The following is an 18,406-nucleotide window of genomic DNA, read 5'->3' as shown; positions in this document are numbered from 1 at the left end:
TGCCAACGAAGCCCGCTGCCGGCGTGGCGAGCCTCTGCCGAACATCGTTGCGATGCCGGGTTGAGTCGAGTTCTAACCCAAATGGTTCCGATGCGGGAATGATCGTTTTGTAATAAGCAAGTAACCAAACCGTAGTGGTGCCCATAAGGCACGCGAGACGCGCGTCTCGCGATGTCTGCCTCCGCACTGTTGCCGCTGCTTCGCGACGAATGCAGTCGGAACCGCGCAACTATCGAAGAGAGATCCGGTATGGCTATCCGACCGGGTCGCACAATTCTGGACATGTCATGACTGATCGCCACGAACTTATCCTCACCTGCCCCAAAGGGCTGGAAGGCTTGTTGCTCGAAGAGGCCATTGGCCTCGGACTTGAGGAGGCACGCGAACAGACCGCTGCCATTCGCGGCTTCGCCGGCATGGAGGTTGCGTATCGATTGTGCCTCTGGTCGCGCCTGGCCAACCGGGTTCTGCTGGTGATCGACCGTTTCGCAACAGTGAATGCCGAAACGCTTTATGAAGGCGTCCACCGGATCGACTGGGCGGAGCATCTGGAAGCGACTGGCAGCCTGGCTGTTGAATTCAGCGGTCACGGATCGGGAATCGACAATACTCACTTCGGTGCGCTGAAGGTCAAGGACGCGATCGTAGATCGCCTGCGAACGGCGTCCGGCGAGCGCCCGAGCGTCGACAAGCTGAATCCGGACCTTCGCGTTCATCTGCGTCTCGACCGCGGGCAGGCGGTTCTTTCATTGGATCTTTCCGGGCACAGCCTGCACCAGCGCGGCTACCGTCTGCAGCAGGGCGCTGCACCACTGAAGGAGAACCTGGCGGCCGCTGTATTGATCCGCGCGGGCTGGCCCCGTATCGCCGCAGCGGGCGGCGCGCTGACGGACCCGATGTGCGGCGTCGGCACCTTTCTTATCGAAGGCGCCCTGATGGCTGCTGATGTCGCGCCCAACTTGCGCCGTGAGCGTTGGGGGTTCAGCGCCTGGCTGGGGCATGTACCGGCCATCTGGAACCGCCTGCATGCCGAAGCGCAGGCTCGCGCTGAAGCGGGGCTGGCGCAAAAGCCGCTGTGGATACGGGGCTACGAGGCGGACCCGCGTCTGATACAGCCTGCCAAGAACAATATCGAGCGCGCCGGTCTGGCCGGCTGGATTCGGGTCTACCAGGGAGATGTGGCAACGTTCGAACCTCGTCCCGACCAGAACCAGAAGGGCTTGGTGATCTGCAACCCGCCCTATGGTGAGCGGCTGGGAGACGAGGCGAGCCTGGTCTACCTCTATCAGAATCTCGGTGAACGCTTGCGACAGGCATGCCTTGGCTGGGAGGCTGCCGTTCTGACGTCGGCGCCGGACCTTGGCAAGCGCATGGGTATCCGCAGTCACAAGCAATACGCCTTCTGGAATGGCGCGCTGCCTTGCAAGCTGTTGCTGATCAAGGTCGAGCTGGATCAGTTCGTGACCGGGCAGCGCAAGGCTTCGGTTGAGAACAAGATCGAGGAACAGCCCGTCACGGAACTGGCGCGCCTCAGTGAAGGTGGTCAGATGTTCGCCAACCGGCTGCAGAAAAACCTGAAGCTGCTCGGCAAATGGGCGCGAAAGGAAGGTATTCAATGCTACCGGCTATACGACGCCGACATGCCTGAATATGCGTTGGCCATCGATCTGTATGGTGATTGGGTGCATGTACAGGAGTACGCCCCCCCACGCTCGATCGACCCGGAGAAAGCCCAGGCGCGGCTGTACGATGCGCTGGGAGCGATTCCTCAAGCGTTGGGTATTTCCCGCGATCGCGTGGTGGTCAAACGCCGAGAGCGGCAGAGCGGGACACGCCAGTACGAGCGTCAGGCCAGCCAGGGCGAGTTCCTCGAAGTGAGAGAGGGCGACGTCAAGTTGCTGGTGAACCTGACCGACTATCTCGATACAGGGCTGTTCCTCGATCATCGTCCGCTTCGCCTGCGCCTCGCTCGCGAAGCGGCTGGCAAGCGCTTTCTGAACCTATATTGCTACACGGCAACGGCAACTGTGCATGCGGCCAAGGGCGGCGCTCGCAGCACTACCAGCGTCGATCTGTCGAAGACCTACCTGGACTGGGCGCGGCGCAACCTGGCTTTGAACGGCTTGTCCGATCGGCAACGTCTGGAGCAGGCCGATGTGATGACTTGGCTCGAGGAGGATCGTGGCGAGTACGATCTGATCTTTATCGACCCGCCCACCTTCTCCAACTCCAAACGCATGGAAGGCGTCTTCGATGTCCAACGTGATCATGTTGCATTGCTCGACCTCGCCATGGCGCGGTTGGCTGCCGGCGGTACGCTTTATTTTTCCAACAATTTCCGCAAGTTCGCGCTCGATGCGGGCGTCGCCGAGCGTTACGCCGTGGAGGAAATCACCGGCGCGACGTTAGACGAGGATTTTCGGCGCAACAGCAAGATACATCGGGCCTGGAAACTCCAGGCGCGTTGACCGGCGATTCGTAAGCGTTTGGCTGCACAGCGATGCGAGTACGTATTGGGTGGCCGACGCTCTGCGATGGAGTGGCGCTGATGCATGAACCGACGGCCGGCGGCCTTCGACCGCCGGCACGCATGGATTAGCGTTGCGCGGTGCTTTCGTTGCTCGGGCGGTTGTAGAGACTGACCAGCACCTGATCCAGTATCGAGGAGGCACCCCATGGACGCGGGTGATTGAGAATGGCCACAACAGCCCAGGTATTGCCATCGTTGTCGCGGCTATAGCCGGCGATCGCCCGCACCGTATTCAGCGTTCCGGTCTTGATATGTGCCTTGCCAGCCACGCCGGTGTTGTGCAGACGCTTGCGCATGGTGCCGTCTATGGCCGCGAGCGGCATCGAGGAAATAAATTCCGCCGCGTACGGGCTCTGCCAGGCCGCCTGCAACAGGCTAGCCAGTTCCCGTGCACTGACGCGCTCGGCACGCGACAGGCCGGAGCCGTTCTCGATGACCAGATGCGGTGATATCAATCCCTTTTTCGCCAGCCACTGGCGGATCACGCGCTGCGCGGCTTTCGAGTCATCGGTATCCGTTTCGTTACGGAACTCGGCGCCCAGGCTCAGGAATAGTTGCCGCGCCATGGTGTTGTTGCTGTATTTGTTGATGTCGCGAATGATTTCCGCCAGATCCGGTGAATAGGCGCGAGCGATCATGCGAGCATTCTTGGGTACCTGGGCGACTCGGTCGTTACCCAGGATGCTGCCGCCCAATTCATTCCAAATTGCCCGGACGGCACCTGCGGCGTAGCGCTGATGATCGAGCAGAGACAGGTAAGTCTGGCCGCTGCATCCGGCTGGAAGTTTGCCGGTGACCACGACCGTCACGCCGTCAGCCTCCTCGATCGGGTTGTAGCGAATGTCAGGCCAGCCGGGACATTTGGCTTTGGGCAGTGCCTGTATGCGATTGTCGACGCGAACCGTGGAGATCGGCGGCTCGACCATGACGTTTACCCTGCCGTCATCGTTGCGGGCGATGAAGCGAAGCGCCTTGAGATTGACCAGCAAAGAATCCGGCCCCACCAGGAAGGGCTTGTTCTTGTCGTTGCCGTCGTCATCGAAAATCGGCAACGTCGGTTGCACGAAGTGGCTGCGGTCGAGGATCAGATCACCAGTAACGGTCTGGACGCCATTGGCGCGCAGATCGCGCAGCAACAGCCAGAGCTTCTCCATGTTGAGCTTGGGATCACCGCCACCCTTGAGGTAAAGGTTTCCGTTGAGCGTGCCGCTCTCAATAGGCCCGTCAGCATAGAATTCCGTCTTCCACTGATGGTTGGGGCCCAGCAGTTCCAGCGCAGCGTACGTCGTGACCAGCTTCATGGTCGAGGCGGGGTTGACCGACACATCGGCATTCACAAAAGTCGGCGACGCATTGCTGTTGAGCGGCAACATTACGACGGACAGCGCGCTGCTTTCTATCTTGTTCGCCTTAAGCGCCTGTGCCACTCGGGGTGGCAGGGTCTGATTGACGGTCTCGGCGAAGGTTGTAAACGCCAACGGTAGCGTCAGCGTGGCGGCCGCGATACGGCCAAGCAATTTGTTGATGACTCTGTGCCGAGCAGCTGGAACAGAGAGACTGGAAATCAGCGACATTGAAGTTCCCTACTGCGTTCAGGGAAAAAAGGCGGGCTCATTATGCCCACGTCCAAGAAGTGACGTGCTTCTCATCCGACAAGCGTAGCTGGCGACGTGCGGTCCCTGCAAAAAGAATCCGCAGTTGCCATTGATTTGAACGAATAGGGTGACAGACTGCTGCCTGTAATCGCACAAGCGCGGCGTTGCTGTTAGAGTGCGCGCCGTCATCACGTTGGAAAAAGGACCGATTCAATGGCTACCAATCGCTCGCGCCGCCTGCGCAAAAAACTCTGTGTCGATGAATTCCAGGAACTGGGTTTCGAAGTCAATCTGACCTACCGTGACGGTCTTGACGCGTCGGCAGTCGACGGCTTTCTCGAAGCTTTCCTGAACGAAGCTATCGAAGCCAACGGTCTAGGCTATATCGGTGGTGAGGATTATGGTTTTGTATGCTTGGCCAGTCGTGGCTCGGTTAACGAAGAGCAGCGCGGTCAAGTCGAGGCGTGGCTGAAGGGCCGCAACGAACTAGCCGAATTCAACGTAAGCCCGTTGATGGATGTCTGGTATCCGGAAAACGAGATCAACGCTAAGGCGTGATCGAGTCGTTCCTGTCCTGATCGGTCGCGGTTGTTTGCCGGGATTTGCGCAATGCAATCCGGGCAATCAACCGGCGTAGCACGTACATCAGCGTAGTTACGCCCAGCGCTACACCCACCCCAATGGCCGCATTGGTCAGGCGTATCTGCGGCAATTCCCAATCGTGCGCCAGGGTTTCTGCCAACAGCAAAAAGCTCAGTGTCGTCTGCAGGACGAATAGCCCGTAGTGATGTGCCTGGAAAGCCCGACTCAGCATCACCAGTGGCAGCATGATCATCACCATCATCGGCGGATCGGCCAGGCTGTGGCCCATATAGATCAGTACCGCTGCCGCGCAGAAAATTCCGATGCCGGCTTGCAGAGCGCGAACGAGGCTGTGCTGCAAATCCATTTGCAAGCTTGTGAAGACTGCCAGCGTCAACCAATAACCTCGTGGAAGCTCGGCAAGGGTCACGATCAGGCCACCGGTGGCCGCTGCGAGTATGTAAGTCAGGGCATGGAGCCGCCATTGGTGAATCGGAGTACGCCGCGCACGGCGCCGTAGCACTTTCATCAAGCTGAATAGCCGAGGCATGTACGGCCACATGCGCAAGCCATGCATGCCGCGTAGCCCGAATGCCAGCAGGGTGACCCAAAGACCTCCCAAAGCGAACAGTACGGCGATTGCCTGGGGATTGTTGAAATCGCCGATTCCGTGCTGCCCCTGGCCAAGGCACAGGCAGATCGCCAGGCCGATCCCGAGCTTGCCGGCCTCACTGCCATAGCGCTGCAGCCATGCCAATAACAGGCCGTAGAAGGCAAACAGACCAAGACTGACCAGAGGGTGCGTCGCCGACCAGAATCCGAGCGCGGCGCTACCGGCACCGAGGCCGATCAATAGCAGCATTCGTAGCATGCCGAGGCGGTGCAGCGGGTTCGCTTTGGCCGCCTGGAAAGCCCCGACAGTGGCCCATAGGAAGCCGGGATGACCGCTGAACAACCCGAGCAGAAGCGGCAGTGCACAGCCGAGGCCGGCTACGGTTGCTGCGCCCCAGGCGGGGCGGCCAGGCTGCCAGCCGACGATTCTCCACAGTGGTTTTTTCATCTGACTCACGTCGGGCTCGAGCGTCCGGTCATTTCGCCGGCCATCTCGGTCGCATAGCTGTCAGTCATGCCGGCAATGAAGTCGATCATCCGTATGAAAGACTGATACAACGGCCAGTCAGGATTCGGCGCATTGCTACCAAGCAGGTCCAGTATGCGACGATTCTTGAAGGACGGTGTACGTCCGCCATGCTGCTCCAAGGCGGCACCACAGAAGGCGTTAAGGAGAATTTCGAGCGTGGTATAGGCGCCAATCTCGTGAAGCGTCTTGCGCTTGTCTTGAAAGATCTTTTCCCGCGCCATGGCTTTGGCTTGCACTACGCACTGTTTGGCTGGGCCGTGCATATGCTCGACTAGATCTCCGGCGAGTTTTCCAGTCAGCAGCGCCTGCTGCTGCTCGACGAAGGCACGTGCCGCGGCGTTGGTCAGATGTTCGATGGCCTTTCCTCTGAGAATGGCCAGCTTGCGCCTGCGCGAATCCTTGGGACCGAGTTGCCGGTAGGTCTCTGGCAGGTCGTCGCCCACCAGATTCAACAGCAGGGCCTCGACCTCGGCGTAATCGAGCAGGTCCATTTCGAGGCCATCTTCCAGATCGATGAGGCCGTAACAGATATCGTCTGCCGCCTCCATCAGATAGACCAGCGGATGACGCGCCCAGCGCTGCTCATCCAGCTTCGGCAGGCCGAGCTTCGAGGCGATTTGCTCGAGCAGAGGCAGCTCGCTCTGGTAGCAGCCAAACTTGTGCTTCTTGTAGCCGAGCGCCTCGGCATGACGCGATGTCCAAGGATACTTGAGGTAGGTGCCAAGCGTTGCATAGGTCAGCCGGGTGCCACCGTCGAACTGGTGGTACTCGAGCTGTGTAAGCACTCTGAAGCCTTGCGCGTTGCCCTCGAAGTTCAAGAAATCGGCTCGTTCAGCATCGCTCATGCTATCCAGCCAGCCACGTCCGGCCGCCTGTTGAAACCAATGGCGAATCGCATCTTCCCCCGAGTGGCCGAACGGGGGATTGCCTATATCGTGAGCGAGGCAGGCTGACTGGATGATCATCCCTAGATCAGCCGGACTGCACCATTCCGGCATGTCGTCACGCAACACTTCTCCCACACGCATGCCGAGAGAGCGTCCGACGCAGCTCACTTCCAGCGAATGAGTGAGGCGGGTATGTATGTGGTCGTTGCTGGAGACGGGGTGCACTTGGGTCTTGCGCCCAAGTCGACGGAACGCTCCAGAGAAGATAATCCTGTCATGATCCTTGTGAAACGGGCTTCGACCAAGCTCTTCGTTGCTGTGAACGGATTTACCGAGCCGTTCACGATTAAGCAGGGTATGCCAATCCAAAGAGCAACCTCCTTGATGTCGCAGTGGGGCCGATGTGCCAGGCGCAATAACACGACCGGCAGCTAGCGCCGCAGCGTGTCCGTCGAGTGCATTCATCACATGGCGCCAGCCTACAGCACTTGCCGACTGCTAAACCATACGCGCATCGCATGGCGGGGCAGTCAAGCTGCACTGCCTGCCAACATCAGGCCTTCTCGGAATTTTGCGCCGGCTAATGCCGCATCTTACGGATAATCGGATATAGCAGAAGGCCCAATCGAGCCAGTTTGCCTACCTTTCCAAGGCGACGACCAAACAGAGCGAGCGCCATGGTCGTCGCTACCACCACGGGGCCCCTCTGTACAGTATGTTCGGACGCGGCGCCGCGGTTCGCGACCATCTGCTTGATTCGCTGAAAAGGATGGGCGAGTGGTTGCGAGTGATAAAGGAGTTGTTGGCGGTTCATCTCCATGCGCAACCGAACCAGATCCTTGCGCATGGCGAGGTCGCTGGAACTACTAAGGGGAAAGCTCATGGCAATAGACGCTCCCGATTGCGGGCCAGCTCCTCGACCGTTGCCTGGAAGGGCGAAGCGCTCTCTTTGGCGAGGCGAGTTGCGCGGCTAATACATGCTGCCAGGCACACTGTGTACAGCACGCAGAGCACCAGGATCGCTGCGATAGGGTTGCTGTCCCAGAACGCGATGACGATCGCGGCCGATAGCCCTACCAAGATCAGCAAACCGAGGATGAGGGCGATACTGGCGAGAAGAAAAAGCTTGAACACTCGGACTCTTTCTTCCTGGATTTCTATCCCGACCAGCTCCAAATGCCCTTGCAACAGATCAACAAGCGCGCCGCCCATTTTCTTGAGGGAGGGCGCTGGTGCTTCATCGGCGTGCTTGGTTTCCATTGAATCCATACCCCACATCAGCGGCGGGTAATCAAGCCAAAGAGAAAACCGACCCCTGCCGCGATACCGATCGATTGCCATGGATGGGTATGGACATACTCCTCGGTGCACTGGATAGCTGCCTGACTCTGCTCACGCAACGTACCTTCCTGTTCCTTGAGCATTTGACGGGCGCGGCTGAGGTTGGCGTTGATCTTGCCGCGCAACTCTTCGGTCTGTGCACCTGCGGTCTCTTGCGTGTGCTTCAACAGGCGCTCGGTGTCTCCGATCAAGGTGTGGAATTCTTCAATGAGTGCGTTCTGAGCGGCTTGGAGGTTGCGGCGGTGTGCGGACTTGTCGAACAACGGTGCGGAGGTTCCCATGGATGCATCGGGGATTGGCGTTTCGTCACTGGTGCCGAAAGTGGATTCGGTAGACATCTGCAGCTCCTCTTCAGTCTCGCTGGAACAAAAGGTCCCAGTGCCTCAAGTTTCGAGCACGCTGATAGCGCAAGGTTCCCGCTCCGTTTGACTCGTTTTACCGTCAGTTTGCGTTCAGGCGTTGAACCCGCTCGCAGTGATGGTTCGTGGTTGATATATGCGCAAAAAAGAAAACCCGCCGAAGCGGGTTTTCTATCTACTGCACTTGCATGCGGTAGCCGCTATTACATCAGCGGGATGGTGTAGCTGACGATAAAGCGGGTCTGATCGATCTCACGACCGTCGCCGCGGTAGGTGCCGTTACGCAGCTTGACACCAAGATTCTTCAGCGCGCCACTTTGCATGACATAGCCGATATCGGTATCACGCTCCCACTCTTCGCCGTTGCCGTTGGCGCCGGCATCGGTGCCTTTCACGTAACGGGTCATGAAGGTCAGGCCCGGCACGCCCATGGCGGCAAAGTTGTAGTCATAGCGGACCTGCCACGACTTTTCGTCCGGATCGGCAAAGGTGGGGTCGATCATGACGTAGTTCACCAGGAACGCGTCGCCACCATTTAGGTAGGGATAACCGGTATTACCGCTCATGTCCTGATAGGCCGCACCGAATGCGTGGCCGCCCAGGCTATAGGTGAACATCGCGCCGAATGCCTTGTTGTCGACGTTGGTGTTGCCATCGTCGGTGGAGCGGGCGTAGCGAATGTCGCTCTTGAACGATTGCTTCTCGCCCAGCGGCATTACGTGAACCAGGTTGAAGATATGTTGCTTGTAGTTCTTGTCCAGGTTGCCGTAGTCGTACGAAGTCGTCAGTTCCTTATTCCACTGATACTTCAAGCTGGCGAAATCGAACTTATCAGAAGCTACACCACCAGCCCCTCCATTGGACATTGTCATGTCAGCAAAACCGGCTTCGCTGCGCAAGCTGGTTTCGGTCATGCGGCCGAGGTTGACGGTTAGGCCATCGATTTCCTGAGAGGTCAGCATGCCACCGCGAAAAGTCTGTGGCAGCAGGCGCGAGTCGCTCGGCAGGATAGTTGGCAGCTTCGGAATCATCTCGCCGATTTTTAGCGTGGTCTGGGAGATTCGAGCTTTCGCGGCGCCGCCGATGCGGCCGTAATCGTCCGGAGCGTAGCCATCGTCATTGGTAGGAAGAAGGCCGGAACCGGTGCGGTCGGGACTGGAATCGAGCTTCAGGCCCAGCAGGCCAATCGCATCTACACCAAATCCAACAGTGCCTTCGGTAAAGCCTGATTCGTATTTGAAGATAAAGCCTTGTGCCCATTCTTCGATTTTGGACTGGCCGGCGCCGTCATGACGGTTATCACCGTTGAAGTAGAAGTTGCGCAGTTCCAGGCTGGCTTTGCTGTCCTTCAAGAACTCAGCTTGAGCCATAGTAGGAATGGCCAGTGTTGCTCCCAGAGTGGCTAGGGCCACGCCCCGGGCGATTGGGGTCTTGAGCATTTCTTATTTCTCCTCGTTGGATGATGCTCTGAAGTCGCTCTTACGGCGCCATGCAATAAAGCACTACATAAGTAATTGAGCCCTTAGACCTTAGTCTTTAAGGCTTAAGCATGAAAGTGTCGGTTAAACCGTTCGGCAGTTATGTCTACTTCCGTTGAAGCCTGGCATCAACTGCTGCTGCCGATACGCGTCGACACATCCGGCCCAGTGGCTCTGCGGCCGCTTGGGTTGCCGCATCCTAGCGGTTTGCCAGCGTCTCGTCGATTCCCTAAATCAAACCATCGTTTGAGTGGGGTGAAGGTCACACTTTTTCTAACTGAGTAATCCGAAAGGACGAGGCTGGCAGTTCCCAGCTGCATCATGTCTGGCCTGCTAGAATTGCATGGCCTGTTCTAGTGAGTCGTACTTATGTATCTGCCTGAATGCCAGTTGTTTGGAACGCTGGGTTGCCACCTCTGTGAGCAGGCCGAGGCGGAGCTTCTGTCGCTAGTGGAAAACGGGCTGCTGGTAGAGTTGCTGGATATAGCCGACCGCCCTGAGTGGGTCGATGATTACGGCCTACGTATACCTGTGTTGCGGCGAGTGGATACGGGCGCCGAGCTGGATTGGCCATTTGAAGCAGAGCAGGTTGTATGGTTTTTGCAGCGATAGAAGGAAGGCAGGCTAGTCGAAGGAGTATCGCGGAGCGGGTGCAAGGGTGTGTTCGTGAGGTGCGCTAAGGAGCAGCGGGCCTGACCGATTAAACGAATCCAGACGCGGAGGTTTCGGCCCAAATACAAAAAAAACCGGCCAGAGGCCGGTTTTTTTTGCATCAGACCTATTCAGTCTGATGCCGGGATTTGGTCGGAGCGACTGGATTCGAACCAGCGACCTTCTCGTCCCGAACGAGACGCGCTACCAAGCTGCGCTACGCTCCGAAGATGGCGCGCATTTTACAGAAAAAGTTTTGCTTCACAAGCGTTTAGCGAATGCTTTTTTGACGGTGCCGGGCAGTGTGCTCGACACCGAAGAGCGGGGTGGTTACAGCTCCTTGACAGTACGAACTTGATCCTTGTTAACCCTGCCTGGCTTACCGTCGATGCCTTCGAATTCGTAGAAGCCGGCGTCCTCGTCATATTCCGGACGGTCCAGCGTCTGGATTTCTCGACCATCGTTGAGTGTGATGACGCTGGGGCTCGAACAGCCCGTAAGAAGGGCCAGTCCAACCAGCAATGCCAAGGCGGGTCCGGTTGCTGCACGCATGATAAGTCTCCTCTGAGTAGTTGCGTCTGTGACGGCAATCGCCGACGCTAAGTTCCCTGTGGAGGTGCTCGCTCCGAAAGCAGCTCAGGCGAGTTCAGATTGGCTAGCCGAGGATCGTCTGCGTCGAGGTCAAGGGCTTGTGCACCCAGCTCCAACAGTATATTGCGGTTGCTGCGTTCTCCCGCATGCCAGGCAATTTCGATGGCAGGTGCCAGATCGCTCGGAATGACGCAGAACAGCGGTTCCCATTGCGTGTCACGCCTAGCCATTACGGCCTTCCCCGGCTCCGCTCGAGCGCTCTTGTACAGCTGTATAAGCAGCGCCTCGTCTATCAGCGGAGCATCGCACGGCAATACCATGAGCCAGTGGTGGCGAGCCGCCGCGAGGCCTGCTCGTATACCGGCAAGCGGCCCAGGAAAATCAGGCTCGTCGTCACAAACCAATCGATCGGCAAAGGCCGCGTAACGCTGTTGGTTGCGGTTGCAGGAGACGAGCAAGTCATCCGTCAGTGGCCGCGCGATGCGATACGGCCACGCCACGAGCGGTTTGCCATGCCACTCAACCAATCCCTTGTCCTGCCCGCCCATTCGTTGTCCGCGGCCACCAGCCAGCAGCAAAATCGAGCAATCAGCAAGCCTGCGCTGTTGCATCAAATGCTCCGCCAAAAGCCTGTGATATAACACCCAAAATTGAGTCCAACAACCGGGAAGCCTGTATGAGCCATCTTGCTGATCAATCCTTTGTTCCGTTGAATATTGCTGTCCTGACAGTCAGCGACACCCGTTCGCGTGAAACCGATACCTCAGGGCAGCTTCTCGTCGACCGGCTCCTGGCTGCCGGGCATCGACTGGCTTCTCGAGTACTGCTCAAGGACGATCTGTACCGCATTCGTGCGCAAGTAGCGAACTGGATCGCCGAGGACGAAGTACAAGTTGTACTGATTACCGGAGGTACAGGTTTTACCGGGCGCGACAGCACCCCGGAAGCGGTGAGCTGCTTGCTGGACAAGCAGGTCGACGGCTTCGGTGAGCTGTTTCGCCAAATATCCGTTTCCGATATCGGCAGTTCCACCATCCAGTCGCGAGCGGTGGCCGGACTGTCGAACTCGACGCTGGTCTGCTGCCTACCCGGCTCGACCAATGCCTGCCGGACCGCCTGGGATGGCATTCTTGCCGAGCAGCTCGATGCGCGTCATCGTCCGTGCAATTTCGTGCCGCATCTCAAGCAGGCCGAACCCTGCGAGAGCCGCGCATGAAAGCGGGTGAGCCGCCAGCGCTGATGCCGGTAGAGCAGGCGCTTGAAGCACTGCTCAATCTGGCGGAGGCCACTCAGATTGATGGCGTCGAAAGCGTGCCGATCGATGATGCGGTTGGTCGGATACTCGCTGAACCCTTGATCGCGAAGCTGGACTTGCCGCCATGGCCGAACAGCGCCATGGATGGCTATGCCCTGCGAGAAGCCGATTTGTGTGGGCAGCCACTACGGGTCAGCCAGAAGATTTTTGCCGGCACTCAACCCGCACCTCTGGAACCAGGTAGCTGCGCTCGGATTTTCACCGGCGCGCCGATGCCGGAAGGTGCCGATAGCGTGGAGATGCAGGAGAACGTCGAGGTGCTCGATGATGGCCGAGTGCGTTTTGCCGTGCCGGTGCGGCAGGGGCAACACGTCCGTCCTCAGGGTGGCGAGGCGCGGTCGGGTGACGAGGTCCTGGCAGCGGGTGTGCGGCTGGGGGCGATTGAGTTGGGGCTTGCCGCTTCACTGGGTGTCTCGCAGCTGAACGTGAGTCGAAAACTCAAGGTCGCGCTGCTTTCTACCGGAGATGAGTTGGTCGAGCCGGGCGAAACGCTGCAGCCAGGACAGATCTACAACAGCAATCGCGTGCTATTGCGCCACTGGTTGCAGCGTTTGGGGTGCGATGTCATCGATGCCGGCATCGTGCCGGACGACCTCGCGCGGGTTCATCAATGCCTTGCGGGTCTGCACGAGGTAGATCTGATTCTTTCCACGGGTGGCGTGTCGGTCGGCGAAGCCGACTTTCTAGGAAGAGTTCTGCAGGAAGAGGGCGAGCTAACGCTCTGGAAGTTGGCGATCAAGCCAGGCAAGCCGTTGACCTGCGGTAGTTATCGCGGCGTAGCGGTCATTGGTTTGCCCGGCAATCCGGCCTCCACGCTGGTCACCTTTGGTTTGCTGGCGCGGTCTTATTTGTTGCGCAGGATGGGGGTGACGGAGGTCGAACCGTTAAGTTTTCCAGTGCCTGCGGGCTTCAGCTGGAACAAACCTGGCAAGCGCCGCGAATACCTTAGGGCGCGCCTCGAATTGGGCAGGGCGGTGCTATATGCCAACCAGAGCTCGTCGATTCTGCGCAGCGCAGCCTGGGCGGATGGGTTGGTCGAGGTGCGTGAACATGGTCAACTGAAGGAGGGGGATCCCGTACGCTTTATTTCTTTTGCTGAGTTGCTGGGCTAAGACCCAATTGCCTGAGGCTGTCCGGATGGAAGCCACGTACGAATGGCTCTGGCGCATTACGTCGGATAAATAGGGTAGCTGGGTACCGGCAACAAACTGATCGCATTTCTCACTGTCTACCTTTCCCGTCCGCGCCAGCTGTGGCTGCGATGTGCCTGGTACCCCAAAACAAGGAGAATGTGATGCAGGAGAGAAATGCCTGGGTCGATTATGCCAAAGCCATTGGAATCATCTTGGTGGTCTACGGACATGTTGCACGCGGGGTGTTCAATGCTGGCTTGCCAATAGAGGAAGACCGCTATCTTCTCGTCGATAGCATCATTTACAGCTTTCACATGCCGTTGTTTTTCTTTTTGTCGGGTTTGTTCTTTTACGATTCGCTGATGAAACGCGGAAAGACGGGGCTGATCACCAACAAGGTTGATACCGTCGTCTATCCCTTTATCGTCTGGTCGTTACTGCAAGGCTCGATTGAGGTGGTGTTGTCGAACTACACGAATGGAGAGGTCACCTTAGGGCAGGTGTTCTCGTTGCTCTGGTCGCCGCGGGCGCAGTTCTGGTTTCTCTATGCGCTGTTTCTGGTTTTCGTGGTCTGCTCCTTTGTCTATGCCAAGGCTGATCGTCGCTACTTCCTGCCGATACTGCTGGCATTCAGCGCCTTCTATGTCTTCAAGCAAGACCTCGCGATGGGCAATGTTGGCAGGTTCATCTTTGGCAATGCCGTATTTTTTGCGCTTGGCGTCTGGTTTAACGAGATCAAGGCGTATTTTTTGACCCGCTTCGTTCCGCTCACCTTGCTGTTCGGAACGCTATTCGTAATCGGTCAGTATCTGTTCCACATCACGTTTGGCTTGAACTGGGAAGTTGGTGGCTTGCCGGTACTTGTGCTGGCGACTGTTTCGATCTTTTTCGTGATTGCGCTATCGATGTGGTTAGGGCAGGTTCGGATGGAGTGGCTACTGTTCATTGGCGCTTCCTCAATGACCATTTACCTGATGCACATTCTCGCCGGAAGCGGTATTAGGGTAATCCTCAGCAGCTTCTTGGGTGTTGATTCCATCCCTGTGCATCTCGTGCTTGGGACGCTGATCGGCCTAATTGCACCGTTGCTGGCTCAAGCCATCATTACGCGTTATGACCTGTACTGGCTGTTGGTACCGCCGAAATCATTCTCTGCGACCAGCCTACGGACGCGCAGGGTGGTCGCGCACTGACCCCAGCGCGTTGCGCCTTGGTTGCAGCAGGCGCTGCAGGCTATCGATGCGGCGCCCGGTCATGCGGAGGGTTAGAAGGACGATGCTGCGGCTTAGCCGCAGCCAATCCGCTGAATTTCCAACGATTCGTCAGTCGTGAGTGTTAGCCGTTGCGCGTTGTATTCCAGCGTGACGACGTCTCCTGGTCGGAGGATGCGGGCTATGGCTGCCCCACTTTGTTGGCGTGCCTGTTCAAGCAATGCTGGGCTTGCATGTTTCCCGACCAGCGCCTGAACAGCCCCGGCGTTGCATCGCCCGGTTGTGTCCTGTGGCGTTTGCATCGAATCGGATGTTGATGACTGGCAGCCAAGGAGGATGGCGCCGTACAACATCAGAGTGATTGATCGAATGGCCTGCATGTTCGTTCTCCCTTGTATCGTGATCGTTTGGGGGGATGGGCGGTGGGTGGTTGAAATCCTCCTTTTGCTGAAACCTTAGCGTACGAGGGAACTGGCGGAACAGCGGCACCGTCTTAACTTTGGTGGCCCCTGACAATCGCGCGGGGCTGACGAATAAAAAGATTAAGGAGTTCCGCCATGTTCAATTCGTCCGTTATGAAGCGTGTAGCCAGCCTGCTGGCTGCGATGCACTTCATGCTGTTCGCGCAAATCCCGCTGGCCCAGGCGACAATGATCGGCACCCCGGAAATCATTGCCGAGCAGCAACAGCAAGTGGACCGCCAGCAGCTGCTGACGATGCTCGAGGACAAAGACGTCCAGAAAAAGCTGATCTCCATGGGTGTCGACCGCGATCAGGTTGAGCAGCGAATCAACAGCTTGACGCCGGCGGAACTCGCGCAGTTCAACCAGCAACTGGATCAGGCGCCAGCCGGTGCCGGAGTCGTCGGGATCATCGTTCTGTTCCTGGTGATCTTTATCATCACCGATCTGCTTTGCGCGACTAACATCTTCAACTTCGTCCACTGTATCAACCGTTGATGCAACGACTGGTCCTGCTGTTTGCCGTAATCCTTCTCGCGGCGTGCGCGCGGACTCCAATCGTACCGGTTGGGTCCGCGGGGCTTCCCGAGCGGGTTGAGCTGGACGAGGTCCCATTCTTTCCCCAGGAAGATTATCAGTGCGGGCCCGCCGCGCTCGCCACGATGCTTACCCAGCGTGGCGTCGATACTCAACCGGAACAGCTCGTCAAACGCGTTTATCTTCCCCAGCGCAAAGGTAGCCTACAGGTTGAAATGGTCGCGGCTGCGAGGGCCCACGATCTGCTGGTCTACCCGTTGAAGCCACGCCTAGAAGCGGTGCTGAGTGAGGTGGCGGCAGGAAATCCCGTCCTGGTGCTGCAGAACCTTGCTTTCGATCGCTGGCCTCAATGGCATTTTGCAGTTGTGGTGGGGTATGACCTGGCTGCGCAGACTCTCGTGCTGCGCTCCGGGACCACTCGGCGCTGGACCGGAAGTTTTCGTCAGTTCGAGCGCAGTTGGGCCAAGGGTAAGCGGTGGGCAGTGGTAACGGTTGCGCCCGATCAATTGCCGCGTACCGCTCAGGAAACGGTCTGGCTGAAGGCTGCGAATGACCTTGAGCAAACCGGTCACAATGATGCGGCGCTAAAAGCCTACGAAACGGCTGCACAACGTTGGTCGAGCGGCTTGTCATGGTTCGTACTGGCCAACGCTCGGTACGCACAAGGCGACAAGCCTGCGGCGGAGCGCGCCCTGAGGGCCAGCGTCCAGCGTGACAACGCTTTCGCGCCTGGTTGGTTTAACCTGTCGCAAGTGTTGGCCGAGCGGGGGTGTCGTACTCAGGCATCAGCAGCACGCTCATGTGCGGTGCAGCTGGCGCCGAAGGACGAGCGATTCAAGGCGGGGTTACCTAGGGGGCAAGAAGAGTCCGGCGCTTGCGATGCGGCTCCGCCATGTCCCGTTAGGTGATACGTCAGAAGCCGATTCTGTCACGCAGACTGTAATAGAGCGCGCCGAGAGCACTCAGCGACGCGCTGAATGTTTGTCCTCCGGGAAACGGATAGTGCGGCAAACTGGCAAAAGCATCGAAGCGCTCAGCCTGCCCTCGCAAGGCCTCGGCAATGACTTTCCCGGCGACATGGGTGTAGGTGACGCCATGACCGCTGCATCCTTGGGAGTAGTAAAGATTGCCATCGAGCCGACCGACCTGGGGTAAGCGCGATAGCGTCATTAGAAAATTGCCGGTCCAGGCGAACTCCGTCTTGATGCCTTGCAACTGCGGAAACGTCTTGAGCATCTTCGGTCGGATGATCGAGTCGATATCGGCCGGATCGCGTGCGCCATATACCACTCCACCACCATAAATCAGACGTTTATCGGCGGAAAGACGGAAGTAGTCCAACAAATAGTTGCAGTCCTCGACGCAGTAATCCTGCGGGAGCAACGTCGCCGCGAGTTCTGGATCGAGGGGCTCGGTGGCGATGACTTGAGTGCCGCAGGGCATGGATTTGGCTGCTAGTTCAGGAACCAGTCCACCCAGATAAGCATTCCCGGCAACGACCACGAATTTAGCGGTTACTTGGCCGTGCTGGGTGTGTACTCGCGGCGTGTTTCCTCGATCGATACGGATTGCTGGGCTTTGTTCATAGATGACGCCGCCGAGGGATTCGACCGCTGCTGCTTCGCCGAGCGCAAGGTTGAGTGGGTGGATATGGCCGCCGCCGTGATCCAGCATTCCGCCGATGTATCGCTCGCATGCGACGACGTTTCGAATGCCGTCGTGGTCGAGCAGTTCGAGTCGATCGTAGCCGTAGCGCTCCCAAAGGGTCTTCTGAGCCTCGAGGTGGTGCATCTGTTTGATGTTGAAAGCGGCGAATACGCCTCCGTTCTTCAAATCGCAGTCAATGCCATAGCGCGCTACTCGCTCCCGGATAATCTGCCCGCCCTCGAATGCCATCGCCCCGATCAATCGTGCTTCGTCACGACCAGCACTGCGCTCGACGGTATCGATATCGCGGCTGTAGCTGTTGACGATCTGCCCACCGTTGCGCCCGGACGCGCCGAAACCGACCTTCGCGGCTTCAAGGACGATGACACGGAAACCTTGCTCAAGCAGGAACAGGGCGGTCGATAGCCCGGTGTAGCCGGCGCCAATCACGCAGACGTCAGTCTCGACATCGCATCCCAGGGCGGTGCGAACAGGCGCCGGGTTCGCCGAAGCCGCGTAATAGGATGACGGGTAGGGAGTGTGCGACATTCTGTTTGCCCTGTTTTGAATATTTGACGCTGATGCTATCGCTACAGGACTTCCTATGCCATAGCGGTGCGAGAGACTTTTTTGGAATCCAAAAATTACGTATATCAGTGGCTTAGCGAAAAAAGCGCTTGACTCTCTCAGGCGTATCTCTAAAATGCGCGTCCATCGGAGGCACATAGCTCAGTTGGTTAGAGCACCACCTTGACATGGTGGGGGTCGTTGGTTCGAATCCAATTGTGCCTACCAATTCCGAAAAGGGTCGCGCTAGCGACCCTTTTTTTATGCCTTGCTTGTCAGTGCGGCGGCTTTCTGAAAGCATCCGTGCTCCATATATTTCCAGTGACTTCGATCCGGATCGATCAGCTTTAGTGCTCCTGCCACCGTGCGGCAGGTTATTC

Annotated in this window: 19 protein-coding genes and 2 tRNA genes; 9 read left to right on the top strand and 12 right to left on the bottom strand. The window is 58.0% G+C overall.

What is annotated here, in order from left to right:
* The first annotated feature begins 287 nt into the window (after nt 1–287).
* Complete coding sequence (rlmKL, locus tag ACL0K2_RS04540) at nt 288–2,468, top strand: bifunctional 23S rRNA (guanine(2069)-N(7))-methyltransferase RlmK/23S rRNA (guanine(2445)-N(2))-methyltransferase RlmL (protein WP_413043903.1); 2,181 nt, start codon at nt 288–290, stop codon at nt 2,466–2,468.
* 127 nt (nt 2,469–2,595) lie between these two features.
* On the opposite strand, the gene dacB is transcribed toward rlmKL, so the two are convergent.
* Nucleotides 2,596–4,104 (bottom strand): D-alanyl-D-alanine carboxypeptidase/D-alanyl-D-alanine-endopeptidase, encoded by a 1,509-nt coding sequence (gene dacB, locus ACL0K2_RS04535; protein ID WP_413043902.1) that lies wholly within the window; start codon nt 4,102–4,104, stop codon nt 2,596–2,598.
* A 234-nt stretch (nt 4,105–4,338) separates the two neighbouring features.
* On the opposite strand from dacB, the gene ACL0K2_RS04530 reads away from it, so the two are divergent.
* Nucleotides 4,339–4,683: a YggL family protein gene (locus tag ACL0K2_RS04530; protein ID WP_045162449.1), complete on the top strand. Its 345-nt coding sequence runs from the start codon at nt 4,339–4,341 to the stop codon at nt 4,681–4,683.
* Here ACL0K2_RS04530 and ACL0K2_RS04525 read toward each other — a convergent pair.
* From ACL0K2_RS04525 to ACL0K2_RS04500, 6 genes are all read right to left on the bottom strand, one after another.
* A complete protein-coding gene (locus ACL0K2_RS04525; RefSeq protein WP_413043901.1) occupies nt 4,673–5,767 on the bottom strand; it encodes an FUSC family protein in 1,095 nt (364 codons plus the stop codon). The genes ACL0K2_RS04530 and ACL0K2_RS04525 overlap by 11 nt on opposite strands.
* A 5-nt stretch (nt 5,768–5,772) precedes the next feature.
* Nucleotides 5,773–7,104: a deoxyguanosinetriphosphate triphosphohydrolase gene (locus ACL0K2_RS04520; RefSeq protein ID WP_045162448.1), complete on the bottom strand. Its 1,332-nt coding sequence runs from the start codon at nt 7,102–7,104 to the stop codon at nt 5,773–5,775.
* A 211-nt stretch (nt 7,105–7,315) separates the two neighbouring features.
* The gene (locus tag ACL0K2_RS04515) at nt 7,316–7,618 is read right to left on the bottom strand and encodes a hypothetical protein (protein ID WP_045162447.1); all 303 of its coding nucleotides are present in this window, start codon (nt 7,616–7,618) and stop codon (nt 7,316–7,318) included.
* The gene (locus ACL0K2_RS04510; protein WP_413043900.1) at nt 7,615–7,995 is read right to left on the bottom strand and encodes a phage holin family protein; all 381 of its coding nucleotides are present in this window, start codon (nt 7,993–7,995) and stop codon (nt 7,615–7,617) included. Before ACL0K2_RS04510 ends, ACL0K2_RS04515 begins: the two co-directional genes overlap by 4 nt.
* Before the next feature lie 17 nt (nt 7,996–8,012).
* Nucleotides 8,013–8,414 (bottom strand): DUF883 family protein, encoded by a 402-nt coding sequence (locus tag ACL0K2_RS04505; RefSeq protein WP_045162446.1) that lies wholly within the window; start codon nt 8,412–8,414, stop codon nt 8,013–8,015.
* Nucleotides 8,415–8,638: 224 nt separating this feature from the next.
* Nucleotides 8,639–9,874 carry an OprD family porin gene (locus ACL0K2_RS04500; protein WP_045162445.1) on the bottom strand — a complete coding sequence of 412 codons (1,236 nt, stop codon included), beginning with the start codon at nt 9,872–9,874 and terminating at the stop codon, nt 8,639–8,641.
* 408 nt (nt 9,875–10,282) lie between these two features.
* Here ACL0K2_RS04500 and ACL0K2_RS04495 point away from each other — a divergent pair, with 408 nt between their 5' ends.
* Entirely contained in the window at nt 10,283–10,525 is a 243-nt protein-coding gene (locus tag ACL0K2_RS04495; protein ID WP_045162444.1) for a glutaredoxin family protein, read from the top strand.
* 189 nt (nt 10,526–10,714) lie between these two features.
* Here the strand turns inward: ACL0K2_RS04495 and ACL0K2_RS04490 are convergent.
* From ACL0K2_RS04490 to mobA, 3 genes are all read right to left on the bottom strand, one after another.
* Nucleotides 10,715–10,791 (bottom strand) — tRNA-Pro (locus ACL0K2_RS04490).
* 103 nt (nt 10,792–10,894) lie between these two features.
* Nucleotides 10,895–11,116 (bottom strand): YgdI/YgdR family lipoprotein, encoded by a 222-nt coding sequence (locus tag ACL0K2_RS04485; RefSeq protein WP_045162443.1) that lies wholly within the window; start codon nt 11,114–11,116, stop codon nt 10,895–10,897.
* 47 nt (nt 11,117–11,163) lie between these two features.
* Nucleotides 11,164–11,766 carry a molybdenum cofactor guanylyltransferase MobA gene (gene mobA, locus ACL0K2_RS04480; RefSeq protein ID WP_413043899.1) on the bottom strand — a complete coding sequence of 201 codons (603 nt, stop codon included), beginning with the start codon at nt 11,764–11,766 and terminating at the stop codon, nt 11,164–11,166.
* A 65-nt stretch (nt 11,767–11,831) separates the two neighbouring features.
* Here mobA and moaB point away from each other — a divergent pair, with 65 nt between their 5' ends.
* The 3 genes from moaB to ACL0K2_RS04465 all read left to right on the top strand — a co-directional run bounded on the left by moaB (nt 11,832) and on the right by ACL0K2_RS04465 (nt 14,796).
* A complete protein-coding gene (moaB, locus tag ACL0K2_RS04475; RefSeq protein WP_045162441.1) occupies nt 11,832–12,371 on the top strand; it encodes a molybdenum cofactor biosynthesis protein B in 540 nt (179 codons plus the stop codon).
* Entirely contained in the window at nt 12,368–13,582 is a 1,215-nt protein-coding gene (glp, locus tag ACL0K2_RS04470) for a gephyrin-like molybdotransferase Glp (protein WP_413043898.1), read from the top strand. Before moaB ends, glp begins: the two co-directional genes overlap by 4 nt.
* Nucleotides 13,583–13,764: 182 nt before the next feature.
* The gene (locus ACL0K2_RS04465; RefSeq protein WP_045162439.1) at nt 13,765–14,796 is read left to right on the top strand and encodes an acyltransferase family protein; all 1,032 of its coding nucleotides are present in this window, start codon (nt 13,765–13,767) and stop codon (nt 14,794–14,796) included.
* A gap of 92 nt (nt 14,797–14,888) precedes the next feature.
* Here ACL0K2_RS04465 and ACL0K2_RS04460 read toward each other — a convergent pair whose 3' ends face one another.
* The gene (locus tag ACL0K2_RS04460) at nt 14,889–15,194 is read right to left on the bottom strand and encodes an I78 family peptidase inhibitor (RefSeq protein ID WP_239610568.1); all 306 of its coding nucleotides are present in this window, start codon (nt 15,192–15,194) and stop codon (nt 14,889–14,891) included.
* 177 nt (nt 15,195–15,371) lie between these two features.
* On the opposite strand from ACL0K2_RS04460, the gene ACL0K2_RS04455 reads away from it, so the two are divergent.
* Together ACL0K2_RS04455 and ACL0K2_RS04450 are read left to right on the top strand one after the other, a co-directional pair.
* A complete protein-coding gene (locus tag ACL0K2_RS04455; protein WP_045162437.1) occupies nt 15,372–15,773 on the top strand; it encodes a PA2779 family protein in 402 nt (133 codons plus the stop codon).
* Entirely contained in the window at nt 15,770–16,720 is a 951-nt protein-coding gene (locus ACL0K2_RS04450; RefSeq protein ID WP_413043897.1) for a PA2778 family cysteine peptidase, read from the top strand. The genes ACL0K2_RS04455 and ACL0K2_RS04450 overlap by 4 nt, the downstream gene beginning before the upstream one ends.
* Before the next feature lie 4 nt (nt 16,721–16,724).
* Here ACL0K2_RS04450 and ACL0K2_RS04445 read toward each other — a convergent pair whose 3' ends face one another.
* Nucleotides 16,725–18,008, bottom strand: coding sequence for an NAD(P)/FAD-dependent oxidoreductase (locus ACL0K2_RS04445; RefSeq protein ID WP_413043896.1), 1,284 nt, complete (start codon nt 18,006–18,008; stop codon nt 16,725–16,727).
* Nucleotides 18,009–18,177: 169 nt separating this feature from the next.
* Here ACL0K2_RS04445 and ACL0K2_RS04440 point away from each other — a divergent pair.
* A tRNA-Val gene (locus ACL0K2_RS04440) sits at nt 18,178–18,254 on the top strand.
* Nucleotides 18,255–18,406: the final 152 nt, after the last annotated feature.

This window comes from Pseudomonas sp. YJ42 (assembly GCF_047225135.1).
Classification (GTDB): domain Bacteria; phylum Pseudomonadota; class Gammaproteobacteria; order Pseudomonadales; family Pseudomonadaceae; genus Stutzerimonas; species Stutzerimonas stutzeri_E.
The sequence above is the reverse complement of the archived record's forward strand: the minus strand, read 5'-3'. Positions and strand labels throughout refer to the sequence as shown.

Excerpts from the sequence above, each read along its gene's own strand:
- mobA (WP_413043899.1), bottom strand. The coding sequence starts at position 11,766 with ATGCAACAGCGCAGGCTTGCTGATTGCTCGATTTTGCTGCTGGCTGGT.
- ACL0K2_RS04445 (WP_413043896.1), bottom strand. The coding sequence starts at position 18,008 with ATGTCGCACACTCCCTACCCGTCATCCTATTACGCGGCTTCGGCGAAC.
- ACL0K2_RS04465 (WP_045162439.1), top strand. The coding sequence starts at position 13,765 with ATGCAGGAGAGAAATGCCTGGGTCGATTATGCCAAAGCCATTGGAATC.
- ACL0K2_RS04495 (WP_045162444.1), top strand. The coding sequence starts at position 10,283 with ATGTATCTGCCTGAATGCCAGTTGTTTGGAACGCTGGGTTGCCACCTC.
- ACL0K2_RS04500 (WP_045162445.1), bottom strand. The coding sequence starts at position 9,874 with ATGCTCAAGACCCCAATCGCCCGGGGCGTGGCCCTAGCCACTCTGGGA.
- rlmKL (WP_413043903.1), top strand. The coding sequence starts at position 288 with ATGACTGATCGCCACGAACTTATCCTCACCTGCCCCAAAGGGCTGGAA.
- ACL0K2_RS04505 (WP_045162446.1), bottom strand. The coding sequence starts at position 8,414 with ATGTCTACCGAATCCACTTTCGGCACCAGTGACGAAACGCCAATCCCC.
- dacB (WP_413043902.1), bottom strand. The coding sequence starts at position 4,104 with ATGTCGCTGATTTCCAGTCTCTCTGTTCCAGCTGCTCGGCACAGAGTC.
- ACL0K2_RS04485 (WP_045162443.1), bottom strand. The coding sequence starts at position 11,116 with ATGCGTGCAGCAACCGGACCCGCCTTGGCATTGCTGGTTGGACTGGCC.
- glp (WP_413043898.1), top strand. The coding sequence starts at position 12,368 with ATGAAAGCGGGTGAGCCGCCAGCGCTGATGCCGGTAGAGCAGGCGCTT.
- ACL0K2_RS04530 (WP_045162449.1), top strand. The coding sequence starts at position 4,339 with ATGGCTACCAATCGCTCGCGCCGCCTGCGCAAAAAACTCTGTGTCGAT.
- ACL0K2_RS04510 (WP_413043900.1), bottom strand. The coding sequence starts at position 7,995 with ATGGAAACCAAGCACGCCGATGAAGCACCAGCGCCCTCCCTCAAGAAA.
- moaB (WP_045162441.1), top strand. The coding sequence starts at position 11,832 with ATGAGCCATCTTGCTGATCAATCCTTTGTTCCGTTGAATATTGCTGTC.
- ACL0K2_RS04525 (WP_413043901.1), bottom strand. The coding sequence starts at position 5,767 with ATGAAAAAACCACTGTGGAGAATCGTCGGCTGGCAGCCTGGCCGCCCC.
- ACL0K2_RS04460 (WP_239610568.1), bottom strand. The coding sequence starts at position 15,194 with ATGCAGGCCATTCGATCAATCACTCTGATGTTGTACGGCGCCATCCTC.
- ACL0K2_RS04455 (WP_045162437.1), top strand. The coding sequence starts at position 15,372 with ATGTTCAATTCGTCCGTTATGAAGCGTGTAGCCAGCCTGCTGGCTGCG.
- ACL0K2_RS04515 (WP_045162447.1), bottom strand. The coding sequence starts at position 7,618 with ATGAGCTTTCCCCTTAGTAGTTCCAGCGACCTCGCCATGCGCAAGGAT.